Annotated in this window: 17 protein-coding genes; 10 read left to right on the top strand and 7 right to left on the bottom strand. The window is 70.1% G+C overall.

Annotation, left to right across the window (positions count from 1 at the left end; genetic code table 11):
- Positions 1-11 precede the first annotated feature (11 nt).
- Complete coding sequence (locus ACLBKU_RS16565) at positions 12-1,187, bottom strand: acyl-CoA dehydrogenase family protein (RefSeq protein ID WP_410180672.1); 1,176 nt, start codon at positions 1,185-1,187, stop codon at positions 12-14.
- Positions 1,188-1,511: 324 nt separating this feature from the next.
- Here ACLBKU_RS16565 and ACLBKU_RS16560 point away from each other — a divergent pair, with 324 nt between their 5' ends.
- The 4 genes from ACLBKU_RS16560 to ACLBKU_RS16545 all read left to right on the top strand — a co-directional run bounded on the left by ACLBKU_RS16560 (position 1,512) and on the right by ACLBKU_RS16545 (position 6,441).
- Positions 1,512-2,885, top strand: coding sequence for an NAD(P)/FAD-dependent oxidoreductase (locus tag ACLBKU_RS16560; protein ID WP_410180671.1), 1,374 nt, complete (start codon positions 1,512-1,514; stop codon positions 2,883-2,885).
- 118 nt (positions 2,886-3,003) lie between these two features.
- Positions 3,004-4,227: an MFS transporter gene (locus ACLBKU_RS16555; protein ID WP_410180670.1), complete on the top strand. Its 1,224-nt coding sequence runs from the start codon at positions 3,004-3,006 to the stop codon at positions 4,225-4,227.
- The gene (locus ACLBKU_RS16550) at positions 4,224-5,213 is read left to right on the top strand and encodes a dipeptidase (protein WP_410180669.1); all 990 of its coding nucleotides are present in this window, start codon (positions 4,224-4,226) and stop codon (positions 5,211-5,213) included. The genes ACLBKU_RS16555 and ACLBKU_RS16550 overlap by 4 nt, the downstream gene beginning before the upstream one ends.
- A gap of 76 nt (positions 5,214-5,289) precedes the next feature.
- The gene (locus tag ACLBKU_RS16545) at positions 5,290-6,441 is read left to right on the top strand and encodes an alpha/beta fold hydrolase (protein WP_410180668.1); all 1,152 of its coding nucleotides are present in this window, start codon (positions 5,290-5,292) and stop codon (positions 6,439-6,441) included.
- Here ACLBKU_RS16545 and ACLBKU_RS16540 read toward each other — a convergent pair.
- The 5 genes from ACLBKU_RS16540 to ACLBKU_RS16520 all read right to left on the bottom strand — a co-directional run bounded on the left by ACLBKU_RS16540 (position 6,431) and on the right by ACLBKU_RS16520 (position 13,811).
- Positions 6,431-7,078, bottom strand: coding sequence for a helix-turn-helix domain-containing protein (locus ACLBKU_RS16540; RefSeq protein WP_410180667.1), 648 nt, complete (start codon positions 7,076-7,078; stop codon positions 6,431-6,433). The two genes, ACLBKU_RS16545 and ACLBKU_RS16540, sit on opposite strands and share 11 nt — an antisense overlap.
- A gap of 68 nt (positions 7,079-7,146) precedes the next feature.
- A complete protein-coding gene (locus ACLBKU_RS16535; RefSeq protein ID WP_410180666.1) occupies positions 7,147-9,489 on the bottom strand; it encodes a TonB-dependent receptor in 2,343 nt (780 codons plus the stop codon).
- Positions 9,490-9,590: 101 nt separating this feature from the next.
- Positions 9,591-11,825, bottom strand: a complete 2,235-nt coding sequence (locus ACLBKU_RS16530) for a DPP IV N-terminal domain-containing protein (RefSeq protein WP_410180665.1) — start codon at positions 11,823-11,825, stop codon at positions 9,591-9,593.
- On the bottom strand, positions 11,822-12,799 hold the full coding sequence (dgcA, locus tag ACLBKU_RS16525) for an N-acetyl-D-Glu racemase DgcA (protein ID WP_410180664.1): 978 nt from the start codon (positions 12,797-12,799) through the stop codon (positions 11,822-11,824). The genes ACLBKU_RS16530 and dgcA overlap by 4 nt, the downstream gene beginning before the upstream one ends.
- Positions 12,789-13,811, bottom strand: coding sequence for a DUF1611 domain-containing protein (locus ACLBKU_RS16520; RefSeq protein WP_410180663.1), 1,023 nt, complete (start codon positions 13,809-13,811; stop codon positions 12,789-12,791). The genes dgcA and ACLBKU_RS16520 overlap by 11 nt, the downstream gene beginning before the upstream one ends.
- A 77-nt stretch (positions 13,812-13,888) precedes the next feature.
- Here ACLBKU_RS16520 and ACLBKU_RS16515 point away from each other — a divergent pair, with 77 nt between their 5' ends.
- From ACLBKU_RS16515 to ACLBKU_RS16490, 6 genes are read left to right on the top strand one after another with little or no spacing between them, the layout of a single operon-like run.
- A complete protein-coding gene (locus ACLBKU_RS16515) occupies positions 13,889-14,770 on the top strand; it encodes a DUF1080 domain-containing protein (RefSeq protein WP_410180662.1) in 882 nt (293 codons plus the stop codon).
- Entirely contained in the window at positions 14,767-16,476 is a 1,710-nt protein-coding gene (locus ACLBKU_RS16510) for a GMC family oxidoreductase (RefSeq protein ID WP_410180661.1), read from the top strand. The genes ACLBKU_RS16515 and ACLBKU_RS16510 overlap by 4 nt, the downstream gene beginning before the upstream one ends.
- Positions 16,473-17,021, top strand: coding sequence for a hypothetical protein (locus ACLBKU_RS16505; protein ID WP_410180660.1), 549 nt, complete (start codon positions 16,473-16,475; stop codon positions 17,019-17,021). Before ACLBKU_RS16510 ends, ACLBKU_RS16505 begins: the two co-directional genes overlap by 4 nt.
- On the top strand, positions 17,018-18,259 hold the full coding sequence (locus tag ACLBKU_RS16500) for a Gfo/Idh/MocA family protein (RefSeq protein ID WP_410180659.1): 1,242 nt from the start codon (positions 17,018-17,020) through the stop codon (positions 18,257-18,259). Before ACLBKU_RS16505 ends, ACLBKU_RS16500 begins: the two co-directional genes overlap by 4 nt.
- Positions 18,252-20,000 (top strand): serine hydrolase domain-containing protein, encoded by a 1,749-nt coding sequence (locus tag ACLBKU_RS16495; protein WP_410180658.1) that lies wholly within the window; start codon positions 18,252-18,254, stop codon positions 19,998-20,000. Before ACLBKU_RS16500 ends, ACLBKU_RS16495 begins: the two co-directional genes overlap by 8 nt.
- A 5-nt stretch (positions 20,001-20,005) precedes the next feature.
- Entirely contained in the window at positions 20,006-22,054 is a 2,049-nt protein-coding gene (locus tag ACLBKU_RS16490) for a glycoside hydrolase family 2 TIM barrel-domain containing protein (RefSeq protein ID WP_410180657.1), read from the top strand.
- Here ACLBKU_RS16490 and ACLBKU_RS16485 read toward each other — a convergent pair.
- Entirely contained in the window at positions 22,032-23,486 is a 1,455-nt protein-coding gene (locus ACLBKU_RS16485) for a M81 family metallopeptidase (RefSeq protein WP_410180656.1), read from the bottom strand. The two genes, ACLBKU_RS16490 and ACLBKU_RS16485, sit on opposite strands and share 23 nt — an antisense overlap.
- Between the last annotated feature and the right edge of the window lie 8 nt (positions 23,487-23,494).

The following is a 23,494-nucleotide window of genomic DNA, read 5'->3' as shown; positions in this document are numbered from 1 at the left end:
CAAGCCCCGCCTCAGTGCTGGCCGGCGGTCAGGAAGTCGCGCTTGACCTTCTTGGCGAGGCTCCACTTGTGGACCTCGGTCGGCCCGTCGTAGATCCGGAAGGCGCGCACCTCGCGGAACACCTGTTCGACGATGGTGTCGCCGGAGACGCCGGTGCCGCCCATGATCTGCACGCAGCGGTCGGCGATCCGCATCAGCGCCTCGCTCACCGCGACCTTCGCCATCGAGCTCTCCGCCGTGCCGAGCGCGCCGGTGTCGAGCACGCCCGCGCACCAGTCGATCATCAGCTCGCATTGCTTCAGGTCGATGAGGTTCTCGGCGAGCATGAAACCCACCCCCTCGTGATCGACGAGGAGCTTGCCGAAGGCTGTGCGCTGGCAGGCATAGGCGGTGGCGATCTCGTTGGCGCGGATGCAGCAGCCAAGCCAGCGCATGCAGTGCGAGAGGCGCGCGGGGCTGAGGCGGATCTGCGCGTACTTGAAGCCCTCGCCGCTGTTCCCGAGCATCTGGTCGGCGGGCACCCTGAGGTTGTCGATCTGGATCACCGCGTGGCCGCCGGGCATCGCGCTGTCGATGGTGTCGAGCACGCGCTCGATGCGGATCGCGGGGTCGGGCAGGTCGACGAGGAACATCGAGGCGCCCTCCCCGCCCTCGGGCCGGGCCATGACGATCCCGACCTTCGCGCCGTCCGCCCCGGTGATGAAGGCCTTGCGCCCGTTGATGACCCAGTGGTTGCCGTCCTGAACACAGGTCGTCTGCATCATCGAGGGGTCCGAGCCCGCCCCGCCCTCGGCCGCCGGCTCGGTCATGAAGAAGGCCGAGCGCGCGCGGCCCGCCACCATCGGTGCGAGGAAGCGCTCCTTCATCTCGGGCGAGCCGACCTTGCCGAGAAGGTACATGTTGCCCTCGTCGGGCGCCATGGTGTTGCAGGCCAGCGGCCCCAGGGGCGAGAGACCGGACCTGATGAGGACGATCGCGGTCTCGCGCTGGGTGAGGTGGCTGCCGTCCGCGAGGATGTGCGGCGTCAGCACCCCGGCCTCGCGCGCCTTGTCGCGCAGTTCCTGCACCAGTTCGTCGGGCGGGCCGTGGCCGTGGACTGCGATCCGCGGATCGCGCTCGTAGGGGATGACGACCTCCCGCACGAAGGTCTCGACCCGGTCGGCGATGGCGGTGGCGCGAGCTGTCATGAAAAGGTCCTTCTGTGGTCGGTCGGCGGCACGTCAAGGGCGCCATAGCGCGCGCAGGGGGCGGGGAAACATCCGCTTTTGTGAGGGGAGCGGCGCGCGCGGGGTGCGGCGCGGGGGCCTTGCTGCAATCCTCGCCGCCGGCGGGTCCGAACCTCCCTTCGGAACCGAGGTTATGGCCGCCCGACCGGCTCGGCACGATTGTGTGGCGCTTTGCGAAAGCCACAGAAGAACCGAGGGAAATTTCGATGCGCCGCCAGGATAGTGATCCCAGTGATGACGTGATCGCCCTCGGCGTCACCGGGTCGGGCGCGGCCTGTGTGCTCGATGCCTCGCAAGTCAGCCATTGCGACGGAGCCGCGGTGCGCTCGGAGGGCGCAAGGCGTCGCTGACGCAGACCCGAACATCGCACCTGCGGAACTCGCCGCCGCACCCCCGCAGGCGCGGCCCCGGATCGTCATCATCGGCGGCGGGTTCGGCGGGATCGCCTGCGCCAAGGCCCTGGCCCGCGCGGCTGCCGACGTGACCGTGATCGACCGCAACAACTACCACCTCTTCCAGCCGCTGCTCTACCAGGTCGCGACCGCCGCGCTCTCGCCCGCCGACATTGCCGAGCCGATCCGCAAGCTCTTGCGCCGCCAGCGCAACGCCGAGGTGGTGATGGCCGAGGTCACCGGCATCGACACCGCCGCGCGGATGGTGCTGACCGGCGACGGGGCGCGCATCCCCTACGACCGGCTCGTGATCGCCACCGGCTCGGTCTACAACTATTTCGGCCATGCGGACTGGGAGCGCCACGCGCCGGGCCTCAAGACCATCGACAACGCCCGCGCGATCCGCACCCGGGTGCTGATGGGATTCGAGTGCGCCGAGCGCGAGGCCGATCCCGCGCGGCGGGAGGCGCTGATGACCAGCGTGATCATCGGCGGCGGGCCGACGGGTGTGGAGATGGCGGGATCGATCGCCGAGCTCGCCCGCCACGCGCTTGCCCGCGACTTCCGCCACATCGACCCGCGCGAGGCCCGCGTAGTGCTCGTCGAAGCCGGTCCGCGCGTCCTCGCCGCCTTCCCGGAGGCGCTCTCGGCCTACGCGCTGCGGCGGCTGGAGAAGCTCGGGGTCGAGGTGCGCACCGGCGAAGCGGGGGAGGAGGTCACGGCAGACGGCGTGCGCCTGCCCGGCGGCTTCCTCCCTGCGAACGCGATAGTCTGGGGGGCCGGCATCCGCGCCTCTCCGGCGGCGCAATGGCTCGGGGTTGCGCCCGACCGCGCTGGGCGGATCCCCGTCAACGCGCGGCTCGAGGTCGCAGGGCACCCGGGCATCTACGCGCTCGGCGACACGGTCGCGGCACCCGGCCCGACCGGCGCGCCGCTCCCCGGCCTCGCGCAGGTCGCCAAGCAGCAGGGCGAGCACCTCGGGCGCGAACTGGCGCGGGAGCTGCGTGGCAGCGGCGGAGCGCCCGCGCCCTTCGTCTTCCGCAACCGCGGCAATGCGGCGATCATCGGGCGCCACGCCGCGGTCTTCGACTTCGGCAAGCGCCGGCTCAAGGGCACCCTCGCCTGGCTGCTGTGGGCGGTGGTCCATGTCTACCTGCTGGTCGCCTTCGAGCAGCGCGTGCTGGTCAGCATCCAATGGCTGTGGCGCTACGTCACTTACCAGCGCGGGGCGCGGCTGATCACGAACCGGACCGACGCGAGCGAGTGATCCCCGGCTAGTCCGGGGCGTAGCCGCAAGCGCCGCCTCTTGTTTCTGATCCGATAGCTCTCTATCGAATAAGCATCACGTCGCCCGATCGGAGAGACACCGGATGCTTGCAGCGCGCTTGGGGCTCCTGATGTTCGCCCAGTATTTCGTGTGGGGTGCGTGGTGGGTGACGCTCGGCGCGTGGCTCGCAGCGGGGCCCTTCGAGGACATCGTCGGCGCGACCTATGCGACGCAGGGCTATGCCGCGGTGCTCAGCCCGATGATCTTCGGTGCGCTCGCCGACCGGCGCGTCCCGGCGGCGCGGCTGCTCGGCGTGCTGCACCTGTGCGGCGCGGCGGCGCTCGCGCACCTCGCCACCATCGAGGTGGGCCATGCCCGGCTGATCGGATCGGTGCTGCTGGTGATGCTGCTCTACATGCCGACCATCCCGCTTTCGAACATCGTGGTGATGGCGGCGCTTGCCGACAGCACGCGGCAGTTCCCGCCGATCCGGGCGCTCGGCACAATCGGCTGGATCGCCGCGGGGCTGCTGATCGGCTTCGGGCCGGACCTGATGGGGATGGCCGGACTTGCCGCCTCAGGGCCCCTCGAGCCCACCACCACGCCGATCCTGCTCGCGGCGGGCGCTGCCGCCCTCCTCGGCCTTTACTGCTTCACCTTGCCCTCGCCCCCGCCAGCACAAGGCCCCGCCGGCGCGGGCCTGATGGCGCTCATCGGGTTCGATTTCGCGCTTTCGGTCCGCGACCGGGGGTTCTGGGTGTTCATCGCCTGCTCGACCCTGATCGTCGTGCCCCTGAGCTTCTACTACGCCTATGCCAACAGCTTCCTGATCGCGACCGGGCTGCCGCGCGCCGCTGCGGTCCAGTCGCTCGGGCAGGTTTCGGAGATCCTGTTCATGCTGCTGCTGCCCGCTGCCTTCGCGCGGCTCGGGATCCGCTGGGTGCTGCTGATCGGCATGGCGGCCTGGGTGCTGCGCTACGCCCTGTTCGCCTTCGGCCTCGCTTCGGGCGGGCCGGTCGTCTGGATGCTGCTGGCCGGGATCCTGCTGCACGGCATCTGCTACGACTTCTTCTTCGTGGCGGGGCAGGTCCATGTCGACCGCCTCTTCCCGCCCGAGACGCGCGGGCGGGCGCAGGCCTTTCTCGCCTTCATGACCCTCGGGGTGGGCACGATCATCGGCGCGAACTTCGCCAATCTTGTCGCTGCTGCCAGCGCGCAGCCTGACGGCTCGCCGGACTGGTTCGCGCTCTGGATGGTGCCCGCGATCATCGCCGGTCTGGTCGCACTGCTCTATGCCGTGCTGACGAGGGCGCGCGGCCCGGCCGCGGCGGAGATCGCATGAGCGCTCCCCTGCCCGCGCCGGTCTGGGACAACCACGCATGCCCCCCGATGGCGATCGACGACCTGCCGGCGCACCTGCCGACCCTCCAGCGCTATCGCGACGCCGGGGTCGACGTGGTCAGCCTCAACATCGGCTATGGCGAAATGGCATGGGAGGATCACCTGGCGATGGCGAAGGCGATCACCGCCTGGCTCGCCGCGCACCCGGACCGCTTCGTGCTCGCCCGCTCGCTCGCGGAGATCGACGCGGCGCGAGGCGCGGGCCGGCTGGCGGTGGTGTTCGATGTCGAGGGTGCCGCGCCGCTCGAAGGCGACCTCGGCCGCGTCGCGCAGCTGCGGCAGGTCGGGGTGCGCTGGATGCTGCTTGCCTACAACCGCCGCAACTGGGCCGCGGGCGGCGTCCACGAGGCCGCGGGGCTCACCCCCGAGGGCGTTCGCCTGATCCGTCAGATGGAGGACGCAGGCATCGTCGTGTGCCTCAGCCACACGGCGCACGCCGCGGCGATGCAGGCGCTCGCGATCGCGCGCAAGCCGATGATCCTTTCGCACTCGAACCCGCGCGCGCTGTGCGATCACCCCCGCAACATCACCGACGACCTGGCGCGCGCCTGTGCGGCGCGGGGCGGGGCGATCGGGGTCAACGGCCTCCGGCTGTTCCTCGGCACCGGCGCTCCGGTCGAGCGGCTGGTGCTCGAGCACGTCCTCTACCTCGTCAAGCTGGTCGGGCCGCGCCATGTCGGGCTGGGGCTCGACTTCGTCTTCGACCTCGCCGGGCTCGAAGCCGAGAAGGCGGCCATGGCCAGCACCTTCCCCGGGGGGTGCGGCTACGAGCAGCCGACCGAATGCACCCCGCCCGAGGCGATCCCCGCCCTGCGCGCCGGGCTGGCCGCCGCCGGCCTCGCGGGCGAGGAGATTGCGGCAATCCTCGGGGGCAACTGGCAGCGGATCGCCGAGGAATGCTGGGGCGACATGCCCGCCACCGCATGAGAGTATCGTTTCCTTTCGGAAATCTCGTGTCTATACCGAATTCCGGTCAATGCCTGCCCATGGAGCCTGCCTCGCCATGACCCCGTTTCTCGTCGGCCCGGTGTTTCCCTACCTTGCTGCCGGTGCAGTCCTGCTGCTCGGGCTGTTCCTGCTGTGGCGGGGCAAGCGCGGGCGCGGCTGGGGCCGCAGGCTCGGCTTCGGCTTCGGAGCGGTCCTCGCCCTGTTCGGGCTGGCGCTCGCGGCCGGTGCGATCGCCATGAGCAACGCCGCACGCGCGCTCGAAGCCGCGCGGCCGGCGGGCGGTAGGTTCGTCGCGGTCGGGGGCGAGCGGCTCTTCGTGAAGTGCGAGGGCCCCAGGGGTGGCCCGACCCTGCTGCTCATTTCCGGCGCCTATTCCTCGGGCTGGTTTCTCGCCCCGCTGCACGAGGCGCTGCGCGCGAGCCATCGCTCCTGCCTCGTGGATCGGCCGGGGACCGGCTGGGCCGATCCGGCGCAGAGCCCGCGCACCGTCGAGGCGATCATCGCCGAGCTGATGGGCGCGGTCACCGCGGCAGGGGAGACCGGCCAGATCATCCCCGTCGGCCATTCGGTCGGCGGTCTGTTCGCCGCCAATCTCGCCCAGGCCTATCCCGACCGCGTCAGCGCCGCGGTGCTGCTCGATCCGACCCCGCCGAGCTGGTTCGTCGAACAGCAGGCCCTCTATGGCTGCGGTCCCTCGAGCCCCGGGGGCCTGGCGTTCTGGGCCTCGATGTTCGGCTTGGGTCTCGTGCCCTCGCTCAACCCGATGAATGCCGACACCCCGGGCAGCCCCAACAAGGCGCTCGGCGCGATCTACCCGACGCTGGTGAACCTCGAATCCCGCCCGCGCTCGCTCGCCGCGCAGCGCGAGGCGCTGGCCAATGCCTGTCGCAGCGGCCTGTCGCTGGTGCGCAGTCCCGGGGCGCTCGGCGACCTGCCGGTGCTGATGATCGTGCAGGACCAGCCCGCCGCGGAAATCGCCAAGCAGATGCCGAAGGACCTCACCCCGCGCGAGCAGACCAACTGGAAGCTGCTGCGCGCGCAGTGGGAGCGCGATTATGTCGGCTTCACCACCCGCGGGACGCTGGTGAAGGCTCCGGCCGGGTCGGGGCACTATTTCGTGCTCAACGAGCCCGCCTTCACGCTCGGCGAGATCCGCAAGTTCCTCGCCGCGACCGCGAGGCCGGCGGCGCCGCCGGTCAATCCGTGATCATGTTGTCCTTGGGCGTTTCGGAATTGACCGAAAGGATGATCGACACGCCATCCGACGCGTTCAGGTAGGCATGGCCCTGGCGGCTGTCGATGTAGACGCCCTCGCCCTTCTCGAGCACTTCGGGGGCGTAGAACTCGGTGTTCACCTCGACCCGCCCTTCGAGCACGAAGACGAACTCCTCGCCCTCGTGGCGCAGCAGCGGGCCGAACTCCTCGAGCGTGCGGGCGCGCACCTCGGCGACCAGCGGGATCATCCGCTTCTGGCGCAGGTTGCCGCACAGGTAATCGTACTTGTAAGCGCCGGTGACGACGCGCTCACCCGAACCGAACCGCGCCCAACTGATCCGCGCGATGCCCTGGCTCGATGTCCCCGCGTCGCCGCGCGGGGCGAGAAACTCGGACAGCGACATCCCGAACCCGCGCGCCACCATCAGCAGCCGGTCATAGGTCAGCGACAGCGTGTCGTTCTCGACCTTCGACAAGGTCGAGGCGGCGATCCCCGACCGCGACGACAGCTCGCTCAGCGACCAGCGCCGCTCGGAGCGCAATTCGCGGATGTGCAGGCCGAGGTTTTCGGGCGCCCGTTCTTGCGTGGTGCTGGGTAGTGCCGGATGGGAACGCTTCCTAGTCGCCATGTCTCAACTGGTCCTTTGTGGAGGTCAGCATTGGCATGGCGACCGGGAAGGTCAAGCGTCGTTTCCGCTCAGAAACGGAACGAGGCCTCGATCGCGAAGGTCCTCGGGGCGGAGAGGCCCTGGTAGACCGTGCCGACGAAGTTGTTGTAATCGAGGCCGGTCAGGTAGATTTCGTCGGTCAGGTTGCGCACGCGGCCGGTGAGCTGCCAGGTGCCGTCGGGCGCGCCGATCGAGATGAAGCCGTTGAGGATCACCGTGTCCTGGACGATGCGGATCGCGTCGACCCCGTCCGACACCGGGTAGGACGAACGCAGCTGCATGTCCGGGCCGGCGGTGATCTGCAGGCCATCGCTCAAGGGGATGGTGGTGACCGCCGAGAGGTTGAGGCTGTGCCGGGGCGCGAAAGGCAGCTGGTCGCCGGTGAGGTCGGTCGTCAGCAGCCGCCCCGCGGGGTTCGGCACGAGATAGGACTGCACCGGAGCATCGGCGTAATCGCCATACTTGCTGTCCTGGTAGCCGTAGCCCGCGGTGATCGTCAGCCAGTCGGCGGGGATCGCGGTGAGCTCGAGCTCGAAGCCGCGCATGCTGGCCTCGGCGTTGAAGGTGTTGACCTGCGCGCCGGTGACCGGGTCGATCCGGTAGAAGCTGCGCTGGAAGTCCTGGTATTCCATGTAGAACACCGCCGCATTGGCGTAGAGCTTGCCCTCGAGCAGGGTCGACTTGAGGCCGAGCTCGTAGTTGGTGACCGTTTCCGGAAGGAAGCGACGCTGCGCCGCGTCGTTCGCGGGCGGGTTGACCGCCGCCGGGGCAAGGTTGAACCCGCCGCTGCGGAAGCCGGTGCTGTAGGTCGCGTAGAGCGTCACGTCATCCGAGGGGCGATAGACGAGGTTCGCCATCGGCGACCACTCGCCGTCCCATCCGCTGTCGAGGTTCTGGCGCGCGATCGGCGGCACGAAGGCATTGAGGAAGCCCACGACATTGCGGCCATAGGCGGCCTGGACCCGTTCCTGCGTGTAGCGCAGGCCGCCGGTCAGCTCGAGCTCGGGCGAGATCTTCCACGTCGCCGACCCGAAGAAGGCGTAGCTCTCGATCTCGTTCTGGTCGAAGGTCTCCTGCGTGCCGAGAGTGCTCGCCGGCGGGCGGATGCCGACGATGTTCTGAAGCGTCGGGCTCGCGAACAGGCGCCCGATCGTCACCACGCCGGGGGTCCCGCCCTGCACCAGCGGGGGCGCCAGCGGCGCGAGCTGGGGCACGGTGGCGATGATCCAGTCCGAACCCAGCAGGTTGCTGTCGCGCGAGGTGCGCTTGTCCTTGAAGTAATAGGCGCCCACGAGCCAGTCGAAGCTGTCCGACGGCTTGGAAACCAGTCGCACTTCCTGGCTGAACTGCTGGTAATCGACCGGCTGGGTGCCCCGGATGATGTCGAACTCCGAGCCGTCGCCGTCGCGCTGGTAGAGATACGAGACCTCGCGGTGCGCGGTGATCGACTTGAGGTCTGCAAAGCCGAGATCGATGTCGATCGTCGCCGAAATCCCCCAGATCTCGCGGTCCTGGTTGTTGGGGGTGCTGCGCGCGGGAACGATCCGGTCGAAGGCATTGCCGTCACGCGCGGCGATACGGAAGGTCTGCCCCGGGGCGCCGTTGATCGAATAGTCGGCAACCGCATCCGAATAGCCGGTCTGGTTGCTGTCCTTCGAGTAGTCGGCCGAGATCAGGATGTCGACGGCGGAGGACGGTGTGAAGCGCAGCTGCCCCTGCACCGCCCAGCCGTCGTCGCCGTTCACCCGCCCGCCGCCGCGCTCGCGATCGAAGCCGTCGTTCTTGCGATAGGCCGCGGATACCTTGGCGGCGAGGAGGTCCTCGACGATCGGGGTGCCGATCGCGCCGGCCACATAGGGCTCATTGAAGCTGCCGTAGCGCGCGCGCCCCTGGGCGAAGAACTCGTTGCCGGGCTTGCGGGTGATCGTGTTGATCGCGCCCGAGATGGCGTTGCGGCCGAACAGGGTGGCCTGCGGGCCGCGCAGCACCTCGACCCGGTCGACATCGACCAGCAGGGTGTTGATCGCCGAGCTGTCGCCCACGAACACGTCGTCGACGAAGATCCCGGCACGTCCCGGAATCCCGCGGATGGTGACCCCGGTGCGGCCCGAGAGATTGTTGTTCTCGAAGATCGCGACGTTGGGCACGCGCAGGGCGAGATCGAAGAAGTCGTCGATCGCCTGCTGCTGGATCGTTTCCGAACTGACCACCGCGATCGAGATCGGCGCGTCCTGGAGCGTCGTTTCGCGCCGCAGCGCGGTCACCACGATCTCAGAGCTGCCCTTCGCATCGGCTTCGGCCGTGTCGGTCGATTGCGCCTGGGCGGTCGTGGGCACGGCGGCGATGCCGACGACGAGTGCGAATGCGGACAATCCGGCGTTGAGTGCAGACTTCAAACCAACCTCCCCTGGTGGCAGCGATAGAGTCGCCATTTTTCGGGATGTATTTTCCAATTCGACACACTTGTGTCAAATCAATCGTGCAACTTTCGGTCGAGGAAGTCGATCACTGTGGCGTAAGCGTAACGCTCGCGCTCAGGCCCGCAGCAGTTAACCCGGTGATTCACCTCGGGCATCGTGAAGATCTCGACATTCTTGCCCGCGAGGATCATCGCATTGACGAATTTCATCGCCGGCGAGAAACCCGCGTTCACGTCGAGCGGCATCGGCATCACCAGCACCGGCCCTGCGATCTGCCCGACCCGCGCGAGGTTGGACGCGGCCTTGTAGCCTTGGGGATTCTCGGCGGGAGTGCCCATGAAAGGCTCGATGTAATTGGGATGATCGACGAAGTCCGATGGCGGGGCCATCGCCACTGCGGCGCGGTAGAAGCCGGGAGCATCAATCATCGCGCGCTGGGCGAGATAGCCGCCCCAGCTGTTGCCGAACACGCCGAGCCGATCGAGATCCAGCACGCTGTGCTGCCCCGCCGCCGCGCGCCACCACGCCACGTGGTCGGCGATCACCGATTGCGGCCAGGTGCCGTAGGTCGCGTCCTGGTAGTCGCGCCCGCGGCCGGGCGTGCCGGGGGCGTTGATGTAGCCCACGGCGTAGCCGCGCGACAGCAGCAGCCGCGCGATCATGCCATTGTAGCCGCCCTCGAGCCGCCCGAAGCCGAACCAGTGGCGCGGCATGAAGTCGAGCTGCATTCCGCCATAGATGATCTCCACGATCGGCACCGGACCCTCGGTTCCAGGCGGCAGGTAGAGCACCCCGTGGACCTCGCGCCGGCCATCGGTCGAGGGGGCGGAGATCGGAATCCCCCGGGGAAGCGCCGCCAGTTGCGGCGAGACCGGGCGCGACAAGGTGACGCTGGCGCGGCCATCGAGCGACACCAGTTCGGTGACGGGTGGCGCGGTGGTGGTCGAGCGGCGCATCACCACGTGGCGGTAACCCGGCGCGAACCAGAGCTTTTCCACCCCCTCCCCGCCGATCGCCTCGATCCGCCCGCCGGTCAGCCGCACCCGGTAAAGGCGCGGCTTCAGCACGGTCGAGGGGCGCGTGTCGGCGAGAAAATAGACCCAGCCGCCCCGGTGATCGATCGCCGCGATGTCCTCGACCGCGAAGGGCCCGCTGGTCAGCGCGCGCAGCTTGCGGCCGTCGGGCGCATGGAGGACGATGTGGCGGGTGCCGCTCGCCTCGGAAAGGTGGAGGAAGCCGCCGTCCACCGCCCGGACCAGTATCGGGCCGAGCGTCATCGGGGTGTCGATATAGGTCGCCCGCCGCTCTTCGAGGAGCGTCCTTGCGGCGCCGCTGGCGACCTCGACGCCGAGCAGGCGCCAGTGATGGTGGGCGCGGTCGATGACCTGCACCAGCAGGGTCCTGCCGTCGCGGCTGAAATCGATGATGTTGACGTAGTGATCCGCCGTCTCGCCGAGGTCGAGAAACCGCGGCACGCTGCCCTCGGGGCTGATGAGCGCGACGGCAAAGCGCGGCATGGGCTTGCCGGCGCGCGGATAGGGGATGCGATCGACCCGCGGAGGTGTTTCGAGCCAGCGGACCACCGGCTCGTGCGGCACGCCCCTCAAGTCCAGCCGGACCGCGGCGATGAGCTTGCCGTCGGGCGACCAGACGGCCGGGAAGTCCTGCTCGGACTCCTCGCTCGAACGCCAGGTCAGCTCGGGGGTGGCGCCTTGCGTGAGGGCGGTCACGGTGCCGTCGCGGACACGCAGGGCGAGGTCATGTCCCTGGAGCGTCAGGAAGCGGCTGCCGTCGGGCGCAGGCAGTTCGACCAGGTCGTCGAAGGTGGTCGGGAATTGCGAGGCGATCCACTGCGGCACCTCGCGCCGGGCGCGCAGTTCGAGATCGGGCGCGGGGGCGAGACTGCCCTTGTCGAGCCTGAACCAATGGCTTCCGTCGCTGAGCTGGAGGCCGCTTGCATCGAGTCCGCGCGGCCTGAAGCGCGCCGGGTCGAGGCCGGACGCCCGCAGCGCCGCTGCGAGTGCCGCAGGCTCGCTCACCGCGCGCCGGGAGCCTGTCCGGGCATCGACGAGGTCGATCGCGAGGCCGCCGCGGGCATCGGGGATCAGCAGCCGGTCGCCGTCGATCCAGACCGGCTCGATCCGCGCAGGCGCAAGCACCGCGTCCTCTGCATCGATCCGCGCGCCGATCCAGTCGAGAAGCGATGCCTTGTCCCCCGCAGCAAGCCCCTGCCCCGCTCCAAGCGCGAGCAGGGCCGCCGCGACCGCAGTCCTGAGCCGTCCGGTCATCCCCACAAGGCAGGCTCCGGCGGCGCGAGACGCCCGGCACGATAGGTCATCGCGGGCGTCCAGTCCTCGGCCTGGAGCAGCGGGCCGTCGAGGTCGACGTAGTCGCACAGCTGCGCGACCAGGTGGGCGGGCGCCATGGCGAGCGATGATCCGGCCATGCATCCGACCATCAGTCCGTATCCCGCCGCCAGCGCTGCGTCCGCGAGGGCGAGCGCCTCGGTCAACCCGCCCGTCTTGTCGAGCTTGATGTTGATGTGGCTGTACTTGCCTTGCGCCTTGCCGAGATCGCTACGGTCATGGACCAGCTCGTCCGCGCAGATGGCAACCGGGCCGGCATAGGCGCGCAGCCCCTCGTCATCGTCAACCGGCACCGGCTGTTCGAGCAGGACCACGCCGAGCGCGGCCAGCTGGTCGGCGAGCGCGATGACGTCGGCGGCGGACCAGCTCTGGTTGGGATCGACGATGAAGCGGCTCGAAGGGGCCCCTGCCCGCGCCGCCGCGATGGTGGCCAGCGGGTCCTCGCGCCCGACCTTGAGCTTCAGCAGCGGGAAATCGGCGAAGCGCGCGGCGGTCGCGCGGACCTCCTCGGCGGAGCGCATCCCGATGGTGAAGGCGGTCTCGACTTCGCGGAGGGCGGCAAGGCCGGCCGAGCGCCAGGCTGGGCGCCCGCTGCGCTTGGCCTCCAGGTCCCAGAGCGCGCAATCCACCGCGCAGCGCGCGCCCCCGACGGGCAGGAGATCGCGCAGCGCCCGACGGTCGATCCCCGCCTCGATCGCCGGGCGCACGCTCTCGACCTGCGCCATGATGCTGTCGGGCGTCTCGCCCTCGTAGATGATGCCGTAGGCCTCGCCCCGGCCCACGGCTTCGCCGTCGCGCAGCGTCACGATCACCGCGTCGGCAGTGGTCATGGTGCCGCGCGAGATGGTGAAAGGCTCCTTCAGCAGCCAGTCGCGGCGGACGACCTCAAGCTGCATGGTCGAGCGCGCCGGCAAAGCCGCGAACGAAATCGCCGATCGGGCTGGCGACGGGATCGAAGGCGGGCAGCCCCGTCTCGTCCATCGCCGCCTCGATCGCGTCGCTGCGCTGTTCGGGCGAGAGGCGCGCGGTGTTGAGGCTGACGCCGATCACCCGCGCGGCCGGATTGGTGAGGCGCGCGCATTCCTCGAAGTGCCGGATCGCCGTGACGAGCGAGGGGGCGGGAAAATCGGGATAGCCGTTGATCCGCATCCGGCCCGGTTCGTGACACAGGATCATCGCATCGGGCTGGCTGCCGTGGATCAGGCCGAGCGTGACCGCGGCATAGGCGGGATGGAACAGCGACCCCTGCCCTTCGATCACGTCCCAATGATCCTGGGGAGCATCGGGGCTGAGGATCTCGGCAGCGCCCGCGACGAAGTCGGACACCACGGCATCGATCGGAACGCCCGAACCCGCGATGAGAATGCCGGTCTGCCCGGTCGCACGGAAGCTCGCATCGATCCCCTGCCGCTTCATCTCGCGGGTGATGGCGAGCGCGGTGTACTTCTTGCCGAGCGCGCAGTCGGTGCCGACCATCAGTAGGCGCTTTCCCGTGCGCTTGCGCCCCGTCGCGATGGGAATGCCCGCAGGAGGCTGGCGCACGTCGTGGAGCCTGACGCCCCTGCGCCGCGCCGCCTCGGCAATCGCCGGGACCGCAGCGAGGGTGCCGTGCATCCCGGAGACGATGTCGAGCCCGGCCTCGATCGCAGCGAGGATCGCCGGGACCCAGTGCGGCGGAAGCGCGCCGCCAATCGGTGCCACCGCGATCACCAGCGAGCGGGCTCCGGCGGCGAGGGCGGCCTCGGGGGCAAGTTCCTCCAGCCCGAGATCGACCGCACAGTCCGGCAGGCGCCACTGGGCCACGCAGTCCTCCGGGCACCAGTCCTTCAAGCCGTGCGCCGTCTTGGCGAAGATATCGGAGCCGACGTCGCCGAGGAACAGGAGATAGGGCTTGCGGATCGCGTGCATTTTCGGTCCTTGCTAGACTCGGCCGGATAAGCCTGACATATTTCCGATTGGCATCTATCTTTCAGATCGGAATGACATTGGCAAGCGCGCTCCGGGCCTTCATCGTCTCGGCATCAGTCGGATTGGCCGCCTGCGGAGCATGGGCAGGCGGGCCCGAGGATTCGCTCACCGAGGCGCTGCGCGCGCGCGATCCGGTGATCCGGCAGCTGATCGACGACAATCCGGGGATCGAGGAAGGGTGGCAGGAGCCCTTCTGGCGCGAGGCCCTGCTCGACGCGCCGCGCCTGCCGGGCAGCCCTTGGCGCATCCACGATCTGGCACGTCCCCAGCCGCCGAGGGTCGCCCCGGCAGCCTGCCCGCGCCCGCGCGGGCTCAGGCTCGCGGCGTCGGACTGGACGGGCGAGAACCTCGCGCTGTGGTCGCAGGCAGGCGGAGAGCTCGTGCCCTCGGGCCATACCGCCAACCGCATCGCCACTCGGGAGAGCTTCGGCGACGTCGAGCTCTCGCTCGAATTCCGGATGCCCGATCCGCCGGTCGGCGTGTTCCAGCAGCGTGGCAATAGCGGGATCTTCTTCCAACAGCGCTACGAGGTGCAGATCCTCGACAGCTATCGCAACCCGACCTATCCCGACGGGCAGATGGGCGCGCTCTACGGGCAGGTGCCGCCGCGCGCCAATGCCTCGCGCCCGCCGGGCGAATGGCAGTGCCTCGCGATCCGCTACCGCGCCGCGCGCTTCGCCGGGGACGGCACGCTGATCGCCGCGCCGCGGGCGAGCGTGATCCTCAACGGCATCACCTTGCAGGACGACGAGGCCTTCCTCGGCCCGACCGCCTTCGCCGCGATCGGCCCGTGGCGCGCGCATCCCGAGAGGCTGCCGATCGTGCTGCAGGACCACGGCGATGCGGGCGGGCGCATCCGCTTTCGCAACATCCGCGTGCGCGAGCTCGCGGCGCGATGAGCAAGGGCGGCGCACGTCATGACGTGATCGTGGTCGGCTCGGGCGCGGGGGGCGGCATGGCGGCCTATGCGCTTGCGCAGGAGGGGCTCGATGTCCTGATGCTCGAGAGCGGACGCGATTACGACCCGATGACCGAGACGCCGATGTTCCAGCTGCCCGGCGATGCGCCGCTGCACGGTGCGGCGACACCGGACAAGGAGTTCGGCTTCTACGACGCGACCGCAGGTGGCGGCTGGGAGGTGCCGGGGGAGCCCTACACCGTCGCCGAAGGCAGCGCCTTCCGCTGGTGGCGCGCGCGGATGCTCGGCGGGCGGACCAACCACTGGGGCCGGATGAGCCTGCGCTTCGGCCCGGACGACTTTCGCGGCCGCAGCCTCGACGGGCTCGGCGCGGACTGGCCCTTCGGCTACGACGAGCTCGCGCCCTGGTACGACCGGGTCGAGCGGCTGATCGGCGTGTTCGGCGCGGCCGAGGGCATCGCCAATTCGCCCGACAGCCCCGACGGCATCCTCCTGCCCCCGCCCCGCCCGCGGGCCTTCGAACAGTGGATGGGGATGGTGATGGGCCGCCGCCACGGCATCCCGGTTGTGCCGGCGCACATGGCGATCCTGACCCGGCCGCATGGCGACCGGCCGCAATGCCTCTATGCCACGGACTGCATGCGCGGCTGCGCCATCGGCGCCAATTTCCAGTCGACCACCGTGCTCATCCCGCCTGCACGCGACACCGGGCGCCTCGCGATCCGCACCGGCGCCCACGTGTTCGAGGTCGCGGTCGACGCCGGCGGCCGGGCGAGAGGCGTGCGCTTCATCGATCGCGCCGACGGGGCGATCCACGAGATCGGGGCGCGCGCGGTGATCCTTGCCGCCAGCGCCTGCGAAAGCGCGCGCATCCTCCTCCAGTCGCGCTCGCCCGCCTTCCCGGACGGGCTCGGCAACGAACAGGGCCAGATCGGACGCAACCTGATGGACACCCCGAGCGTGTCGGTGGCGGCGCAGGTCCCGCAGCTCGAGAACCTCCCCGCCTTTCATGACGAGGGCGTCACCCTGTTCCACGTCTATTCGCCCTGGTGGCTGACCGAGCAGCAGCGCGCCGGCGCGCTCGGTTTCGCGCGGGGTTGCCACATCGAGTTCTGGGGCGGCCGCCGCCTGCCCGAGTTCGACGACATGACCGCGATCGCCGCCCTCGCGAAGCCCGGCACCGGCGCGGCGCTCCATGCCGAGATGCGGCGGCTCTACGGGTCGATCGTCTACCTCTCGGGGCGCGGCGAGATGATCCCCAATGCGAACAGCCGCTGCGAACTCGATCCCGACGTGAAGGACCGCTTCGGGCTGCCAGTGCTGCGCTTCCACTGGCAATGGGGCGCGGAAGAACTGGCGCAGATGGCCTTCATGCGCGGGACGCTCGCCGATGTCTTCAGGGACATGGGCGCCAACATCCTCACCGATTGCAACCGGCCCATCGCCGAGGTGATGCGCCCCGGCGGCCACGTGATCCACGAGGCGGGGACGCTGCGCATGGCGGCGCGCGCCGCCGATGGCCCGGTCGACCGCTGGGGCCGGGTTCACACCACCCCCAATCTCTATGTCGCCGATGCCGGGCTGTTCCCTTCGATGCCGTGCAAGAACCCGACGCTGACGATCATGGCGCTCGCCTGGCGCGGCGCCCAGCACCTCGCCGAGAGCCTCAAGCGGGGCGAGGCATGAAGCTCGACCGCCGCGCCGTGCTGGGCTGGACCGCGGTGGTCGCGGGAGCGATCGGCGCGGGCACGGGCCTGCGCGCCTATCTGGGTGCAGGGTCCGCGCAGCCACCGGCAACGCCCGCCCCCGGCTACGGCAAGGACCCGGTCCTGCTCGAACCCGCCCCCGGCCCCTGGCCCCGCCTGCTTACCGAACGGCAGAAGGCATGGCTGACGCAGCGGCTCGATGCGCTCCTGCCGAAGAGCGGCTCGCTGCCCTCGGCGAGCGAGGCCGGCCTCGCCGAGTTCTTCGACGAGTGGCTCTCTGCCCCCTACCCCGACCAGCAGGCCGACCGCGCGCTGATCCTGCCGCTCGCCGAGGGCAAGGCAGACCCCGCCGCCGAGGACCGCCTGCGCGTCCTCGCGCTCGCCGCCTTCTACACAACGCCGGCCGGCATCGCCGCGATCGGCTTCGTCGGCAACGAGCCGCGCGAGCGGTTCGATCCGCTGCCCGCGGCGGTGACCGAGCATCTCGAACGGCAATTCGCGCTTCTTCCGGAGAAACCAGCATGACCAGCGCCGCCGCCGCCGATCGTCCCTTGCGGATCGGCTTCATCGGTTCGGGCTTCATCGCCCATTTCCACCTCACCTCCTTCGAGGGAGTGCGCGACGCCGTGATCGCCGGGGTCACCAGCCCGACCCCGGCGCGGCGCGAAGTCTTCGCCGAGCGCGTCAACGCGATGGGGCTCGGGCCGTGCCGTGCCTATCCCGATATCGAGAGCATGGTGGTCGAGGGGCAGATCGACGCCGTCTGGGTGCTCAATCCCAACGACACGCGGATCGCGACCTTCGCGGCGATCGCCCGCGCCGCAAGCCATCCGCACAGTCGCCTGCGCGCCGTGGCCTGCGAGAAGCCGCTCGCGCGCACGCTTGCCGAGGCGCGCGAGGTCCTGCGGCTCACCGAGGAGGCGGGGCTGCTCCACGGCTATCTCGAGAACCAGCTGTTCTCCACCGCCATCGCGCGCGGCAAGGCGATCATCTGGGGCCGCGCCGTGCCCGGATCGGGCCGCCCCTATCTCGCCCGCGCCGCCGAGGAGCATTCCGGCCCGCACGAGCCGTGGTTCTGGGACGGCAAGCGCCAGGGCGGGGGCGTGATGTCGGACATGATGTGCCATTCGGTCGAGGTCGGACGGCACCTGCTGACCGCTCCCGGCGCGCCGCGCGACAGCCTCAGGGTGACGGCGGTCAACGGCGCGATCGGCCACCTCAAGTTCGGACGGCCGGGTGCGGCCGAGGCGCTGGCGCGGCAGATGAGCGGCTTCGACCCGTCCCGCCCGATCGCCGAGGATTTCGCCCGCGGCCTGTTGCGGCTCGAGGACGAGGCGGGCCAGGAACTCATCATCGAGGCGACCACCAGCTGGGCCTATGTCGGCGCGGGCCTCAGGCTCGACATCGAACTGATGGGCCCGGAATACGCGATGCGCTGGTCGTCGCTGGACACCGGGCTCAAGCTGTTCCTGTCGCGCAACGTCGCGGGCGCACAGGGCGAGGACCTGGTCGAGAAGCAGAATGCCGAGCAGGGCGAGATGCCGATCGTGCCCGACGAGGCGGGGATCTACGGCTACACGCTCGAGAACCGCCACATGGTGCAGTCCTTCCGGCAGGGGATCATGCCGATGGAGAATTTCCACGACGGGCTCGACGTGGTGCGCCTCATCATGGCGCTGTATCGCTCGGCGGAGACCGGCACGATGATCGACCCGGCCGATGCCCTGCTCGACACCTATGTCCCGGTGCCGGCCCGTGGTTAGGCTGCTGCTCGCCCTCGCCGCGCTGCTGGTCGCCGCGCCTGCCGCCGCCAATCCCTACGAGGACTGGGCCGACACGGTGATCGGGAAGGGGGTCGCCGCAGGCGGCGCCTCGGCGGCGACCGTCGCCATCGTCAAGGACGGGCAGGTGGTCGCGATCCGCGGCTACGGCAAGCCCGCGCCGCAAGCGACGCGCGGGATCGATCCGGCGAAGGACCATTTCCAGATCGCCTCCGTCTCGAAGACCTTCGCCGGCCTATTGCTGCTAGATCTGGTGCGCAGCGGAGACATTCCTTCGCTCGACACGCCGGCGAACGCCGTGCTGAAGCGGATCAGGCTGCCCGCAATGGGCGGCAAGCCGATCCTGCTGCGCCATCTGTTGACCCATTCGGCCGGTTTCGAGGAGCGCGGTTACGGCTATTTCGATCTCACTCGCGTGGCGGTCCCGGCGAGCGGAGACGACATCCGCGCCATCCTCCCTGCGCAGGTCCGCCCCGCCGGGGCCGCGTCGGTCTATGCCAACATCAGTGCGCCGCTGGTGGCGCTGGTGATCGAGGACGCGACCGGGCGGCCCTATGGCGAACTGCTGGCCGAGCGCCTGCTGCGCCCGGTGGGCATGGCGGCGACACGCCTCAACCTCACGGGCAAGCCGACAGCGCGGCTGGTCGTACCCTTCGCGCCGGGCGGCACGGCGATCCCGCGCAGCTTCAACGCCCCGTTCTTCGCCCCGACCGGGTCGATCGAGACCACCGCCCCCGACATGGCGCGCTACATGCTCGCGATGCTCGGCGAAGGCGGCGCCCCGCTCGCACCCGAAGTGCGGCGCATGGCGACGATGCCGCTGGCCGGAAACGGCCCGGGCCTCGACAGCATCGGCGCCTTCTGGTTCCTGAGCCGGTGGGGGAGCGAGCCCACCTGGGAACACGCCGGAGGCCTCTCCGGCGTCGCGTCGAGCCTGGTGATCGTGCCGGGGCAGCGGCTCGGCCTGTTCGTCGCCTGGACCGCCTCCGCCCCGCCGCTGGGCTATGGCGAGCTCCGCGACAGCTTCCTCGCGCAGTTCCTAGGGCCCCCGCAGCCTGCGACCTCCACGGGCGGCAGCGATCCCGGCATCGCGGGGCGCTACTGGACCGAGCGCCGCCCCCACAGCACTGCCGAGATGCTGTTCTTCCTCGGCGCGGTGACCGAGGTCGAGCGCACCGCGGGGGGGATCACGATCAACGGCAAGCCGGTGACCCGCATCGGCCCCGGCCTCTACGAGGAACAGGCCGGCCCCGGCCGCGCGCCGGCGCGTTGGCTGTTCCGGGGCGACACGCTGCGCGAGAGGGTCGCGGTGGCGCGCAAGGTCTCGGGATTATCGGACCCCTTCATCCAGCTGGTCGTCGCCGGATGCGGCCTCGCGCTGGCGCTGACCGGGGTACTGGCCGCGATCTGGGCGCGCGGTGCCGCCCGCTGGTTCGCCCCGGTCGTGGCGCTGACGGCGGGCGGCGTGCCCGCGACGGTTTTCGCCTTTTCCGGACCCGAGGCGATTGCCAATGCCATGCAGCGCGGCGAGACCCTGCCCTTCACGCTCGGCGGCATTCTGACGGCGGCGCTGCTGGTTCTCGGGCTTCTCCTGGCAGTGCTGGTCGCCCGCTACCCCGGTCGCGCCCTCGTGCGAGCGCACCTCGCGCTGGTCGGCACCGGTGCGCTGGTGCTCGGAGGTATGCTGACCTTCTGGCACGTCCCCTTCCCCCTGCACGGTTGAACGCCATGATCCCTCGCGCCCTAGCCCTCCTCGTCCTCGCTTTCCTCGCCGTTCCGCTCGCCGCGCAATCGCCGGGGCAAGCATCGGCTCCGTCCTGGCAGGCGAGCGCGCCGGAACCGCTCTACCAGAACCCCGGCGGTCGCAGGCACATCGACCTGTCGGGGCCCTGGCAGGTGCTGGTCGATCCGCTCTCGGCGGGCGACCGCCCTTCGTTCACCGGCCTTGGCGGCGTCGAGGTGTTCCGCGCCCGCCCCGAACCGCGCGGCCTTGCCTTCGCCGAATTCGTGTTCAACCCGGCAGAGACCCTGCAAGTCCCGGCCGACTGGGTGCGCCAAAACCCGCGGCTCGACCTCTATGAAGGGGCGGTCTGGTACCTCAAGCGCTTCGAGCTGCCGGCCGCGCCCGACGGGCTGCGCCGCATTCTCCACGTGGGCGCGGCCAATTATCGCACGGATGTTTACATCAACGGCACCCTCGTTGCCCGCCATGAAGGCGGCTTCACGCCCTTCGCGGTCGACCTCACGCGCCACCTCAAGCCGGGCAGCAACGCGCTGGTGCTGAAGGTCGACAACCGGCTCGACTCGCTGACGGTGCCGACCCGTTTTTCCGACTGGCACAATTACGGCGGGATCACCGGGGCGGTGCGGCTGCTCGAACTGCCCGAGCAGCGGCTGGTGACATGGGCGATCCGCCTCGCCGACCTCGAGCGACGCGAGGTCGTGGCCGAGATCGAGGCCTCGCCCGAGGCCGCCGGCCGGACATTGACCGTCAGCCTCCCGGAGATCGGCGAGAGCGCCAAGGCCACGATCGGCCCGGATGGGCGCGCGCGACTGGTGTGGCACACCCGCGCCGGCCTGTGGTCGCCGCAGCAGCCCACCCTTCACCGTGTCCGCATCGCGATCGCGGGCGGCGAGGCGACCGAGGACGTCATCGGCCTGCGCACCATCGAGGCGCGCGGCGGCGACATTTTCCTCAACGGCGAGCGGATCGTGCTGCGCGGGATCAGCGCGCACGCGGTCACCACCCGCCATGCGGGACGCGCGGTCGGCGAGGAGGATGCACGCCAGCTGGTCGGCGAGGTCAAGGCGCTGGGCGCAAACTTCGTGCGCCTCGCGCACTACCCGCATGACGAAGCGGTCGCCCGCGAGGCGGACCGGCAGGGCCTGCTCGTCTGGAGCGAACTGCCGGTCTACTGGGCGGTCGCCTTCGAGAGCCCCCAGGTGCTCGAGAATGTCCGCCGGCAGGCCCGCGCGATGGTCGAGCGCGATCGCAACCGAGCCTCGATCATCCTCTGGTCGATCGCCAACGAGACCCCCGACACCCCCGCCCGCCTCGCCTTTCTGCGCGCAATTGCGGGCGAGGTGCGGCAGCGCGATCCCTCGCGGCTCATCACCGCCGCGCTGCTGGTGGACACCGCGAAATCCGCGCCGCTACTGGCGCGCACGTTGGCCGCCCGTCTGCTTCAAGACCCTGCCCTTCCCACCGACCAGCGCCAGAAGCTGGCCGCATGGTTCGAGAAGGCAAGCGGCACCCCGGCCACCCCCGATGCCCTAGCAGCAGCGACGAAAGCACCCGTGTTCAGGATCGACGATCCTCTCGCCGAGGTGCTCGATGTCGCCGCGCTCAACGAGTATTTCGGCTGGTACTACGCGAGCTTCCTGGCCCGCATGGTCCCCGCCGACGAGGAGCGTCTCGCCGCCGCGATCCTCGCGCTCATGCCCGAGGTCCGCTTCGTGCCCCCGGCCGGCAAGCCTTTCGTCGTCAGCGAGTTCGGGGCCGACGCCAAGGCCGGGCTCCCCGGCGGCGCGGGACGGATGTTCACCGAGGAATACCAGGCCGAGGTCTACCGCCGACAGCTCGCCATGCTCGCCGCGCACGAGGGGATCGACGGCGTCTCGCCCTGGGTGCTGCAGGACTTCCGCTCGCCGCTGCGGCCTTTCCCGGGCATCCAGGACGGCTACAACCGCAAGGGCGTGATCGACGAGACCGGGCGCCGCAAGCTGGCCTTCGCGGTGCTGCGCGAGGCCTATCTCAGCGGCTGGCCGCAGCGCTGAACGGCCAGATCGTCCGGTCGATGCGGGTGTAGGGCAGGCTTTCGAGGTCCATGCTCGCGACCCCCGGCGACTCGACATAGTGCACCGGTCCGCCGAGCTGCGAGAACATGATGTAGAAGTGCTGCATCGACTTGGGCACCAGCACGCGCTTCGCGCGCGGGTCGATGCCGAAGTCCGAGAAGGCGCCCGGGGTGATGCACTGGATGCGGTTGGAGGACATCACGATGTCGACGTTCCTCCCGGTGCGCACCACGACCACGTCACCCGCGTCGAAATGCCCGATCCCGAAATCGTGGCGGGCGTTCTCGGCGATGTGCATCACCTCGACCTCGAGATCGAGCGGCGGGCCCGAGAACCGGCTGGTCTTGCCGCCGAGCCGCAGCGGCATGCGCGCGCCCACGCCCGCGGCCTTGCACAGGTCGATCGCCTGCGGGTCGTGGAGGAAGGCGATCCCGACATCCGGCACATCGGCGCGGATCAGGGCCTCCAGCAGCCACGTCGCATCGCTGGGCGCGCCCGCGCCGCAGTTGTCGGCGAAGTCCGCGAGCACCATCGGCGGCCCCTCATGCGCCGCCGCCGCCGCGACGGCCTCCGGCATCGGGATGAGGGTCGTCATCGTCTGCCCCCTCAGCGCCTGGAGGTCGCGCGCGAAGCGATCCGCCAGCCGCTGCGCCAGCCCCGCATCGCGATCCGCGATCACCAGCATCCGCGTCCCCATCTCGGGCAGGTCACCCCACGGGAAGCCGTGGATCAGCGAGACCGAGAGCACGCCCGGCTCCTGCTCGGCTGCCGACATGGCGCGGACGAAGCCGCTGACCGGCTCGACCGGGGTGTAGTAGAGGCTGATCATCCGGCAGTCGGCGGTCGCCATCACCGGGCGGTGCCGACCCGTCGCCGCCCCCTCGCACAGGGTCCACAACTCCTCCGCGCGGTCGAAGGCGTCGACATGCGGATAATGCTTGTAGGCGATCAGGACGTCTGCCGCCTCGAGCATGGCAGGGGTGAGGTGGCAATGCGGATCGAGCAGCCCGCCGATCACTGCCTTTTCGCCCACGATCCCGCGCACCCGCCCCAGCAGATCGCCTTCGCAGTCGGGGTAGCCATCGGCCATCATCGCGCCGTGCAGGCCGAGCAGCACCATGTCGACCGGCCCTGCGGCCGCGAGATCGGCGAGGATGCGGTCGCGGTAATCCTCCCAGGTGGCGCGCCGGATCAGGCCCGAGGGCTGCGCGCTGGCGGCGAGCCCCTCGGTCACCTTCCAGCCCCTCGCCGCCGCGTGCCGCCGCGCGACCTGCATCGGGGCGGCGAACATCATCGGGCGCTCGGGCAGCGTCCCGGCCGGATAGAAGTCGTCGGCGAAGTTCGCCGCGTTGGTCGGGATCGGCGAGAAGGAGTTGGTTTCGGTCGCGATGGCGGCGGTGAAGACATGCATGGGACGGT

The organism is Erythrobacter sp. NE805 (genome assembly GCF_046452355.1).
GTDB lineage: Bacteria > Pseudomonadota > Alphaproteobacteria > Sphingomonadales > Sphingomonadaceae > Erythrobacter.
Note: the sequence above shows the minus strand (reverse complement) of the source record. Positions and strands in the feature narration are given on the sequence as shown.

Excerpts from the sequence above, each read along its gene's own strand:
- ACLBKU_RS16565 (WP_410180672.1), bottom strand. The coding sequence starts at position 1,187 with ATGACAGCTCGCGCCACCGCCATCGCCGACCGGGTCGAGACCTTCGTG.
- ACLBKU_RS16560 (WP_410180671.1), top strand. The coding sequence starts at position 1,512 with ATGCCTCGCAAGTCAGCCATTGCGACGGAGCCGCGGTGCGCTCGGAGG.
- ACLBKU_RS16550 (WP_410180669.1), top strand. The coding sequence starts at position 4,224 with ATGAGCGCTCCCCTGCCCGCGCCGGTCTGGGACAACCACGCATGCCCC.
- ACLBKU_RS16545 (WP_410180668.1), top strand. The coding sequence starts at position 5,290 with ATGACCCCGTTTCTCGTCGGCCCGGTGTTTCCCTACCTTGCTGCCGGT.
- ACLBKU_RS16540 (WP_410180667.1), bottom strand. The coding sequence starts at position 7,078 with ATGGCGACTAGGAAGCGTTCCCATCCGGCACTACCCAGCACCACGCAA.
- ACLBKU_RS16530 (WP_410180665.1), bottom strand. The coding sequence starts at position 11,825 with ATGACCGGACGGCTCAGGACTGCGGTCGCGGCGGCCCTGCTCGCGCTT.
- dgcA (WP_410180664.1), bottom strand. The coding sequence starts at position 12,799 with ATGCAGCTTGAGGTCGTCCGCCGCGACTGGCTGCTGAAGGAGCCTTTC.
- ACLBKU_RS16520 (WP_410180663.1), bottom strand. The coding sequence starts at position 13,811 with ATGCACGCGATCCGCAAGCCCTATCTCCTGTTCCTCGGCGACGTCGGC.
- ACLBKU_RS16510 (WP_410180661.1), top strand. The coding sequence starts at position 14,767 with ATGAGCAAGGGCGGCGCACGTCATGACGTGATCGTGGTCGGCTCGGGC.
- ACLBKU_RS16505 (WP_410180660.1), top strand. The coding sequence starts at position 16,473 with ATGAAGCTCGACCGCCGCGCCGTGCTGGGCTGGACCGCGGTGGTCGCG.
- ACLBKU_RS16500 (WP_410180659.1), top strand. The coding sequence starts at position 17,018 with ATGACCAGCGCCGCCGCCGCCGATCGTCCCTTGCGGATCGGCTTCATC.
- ACLBKU_RS16490 (WP_410180657.1), top strand. The coding sequence starts at position 20,006 with ATGATCCCTCGCGCCCTAGCCCTCCTCGTCCTCGCTTTCCTCGCCGTT.
- ACLBKU_RS16485 (WP_410180656.1), bottom strand. The coding sequence starts at position 23,486 with ATGCATGTCTTCACCGCCGCCATCGCGACCGAAACCAACTCCTTCTCG.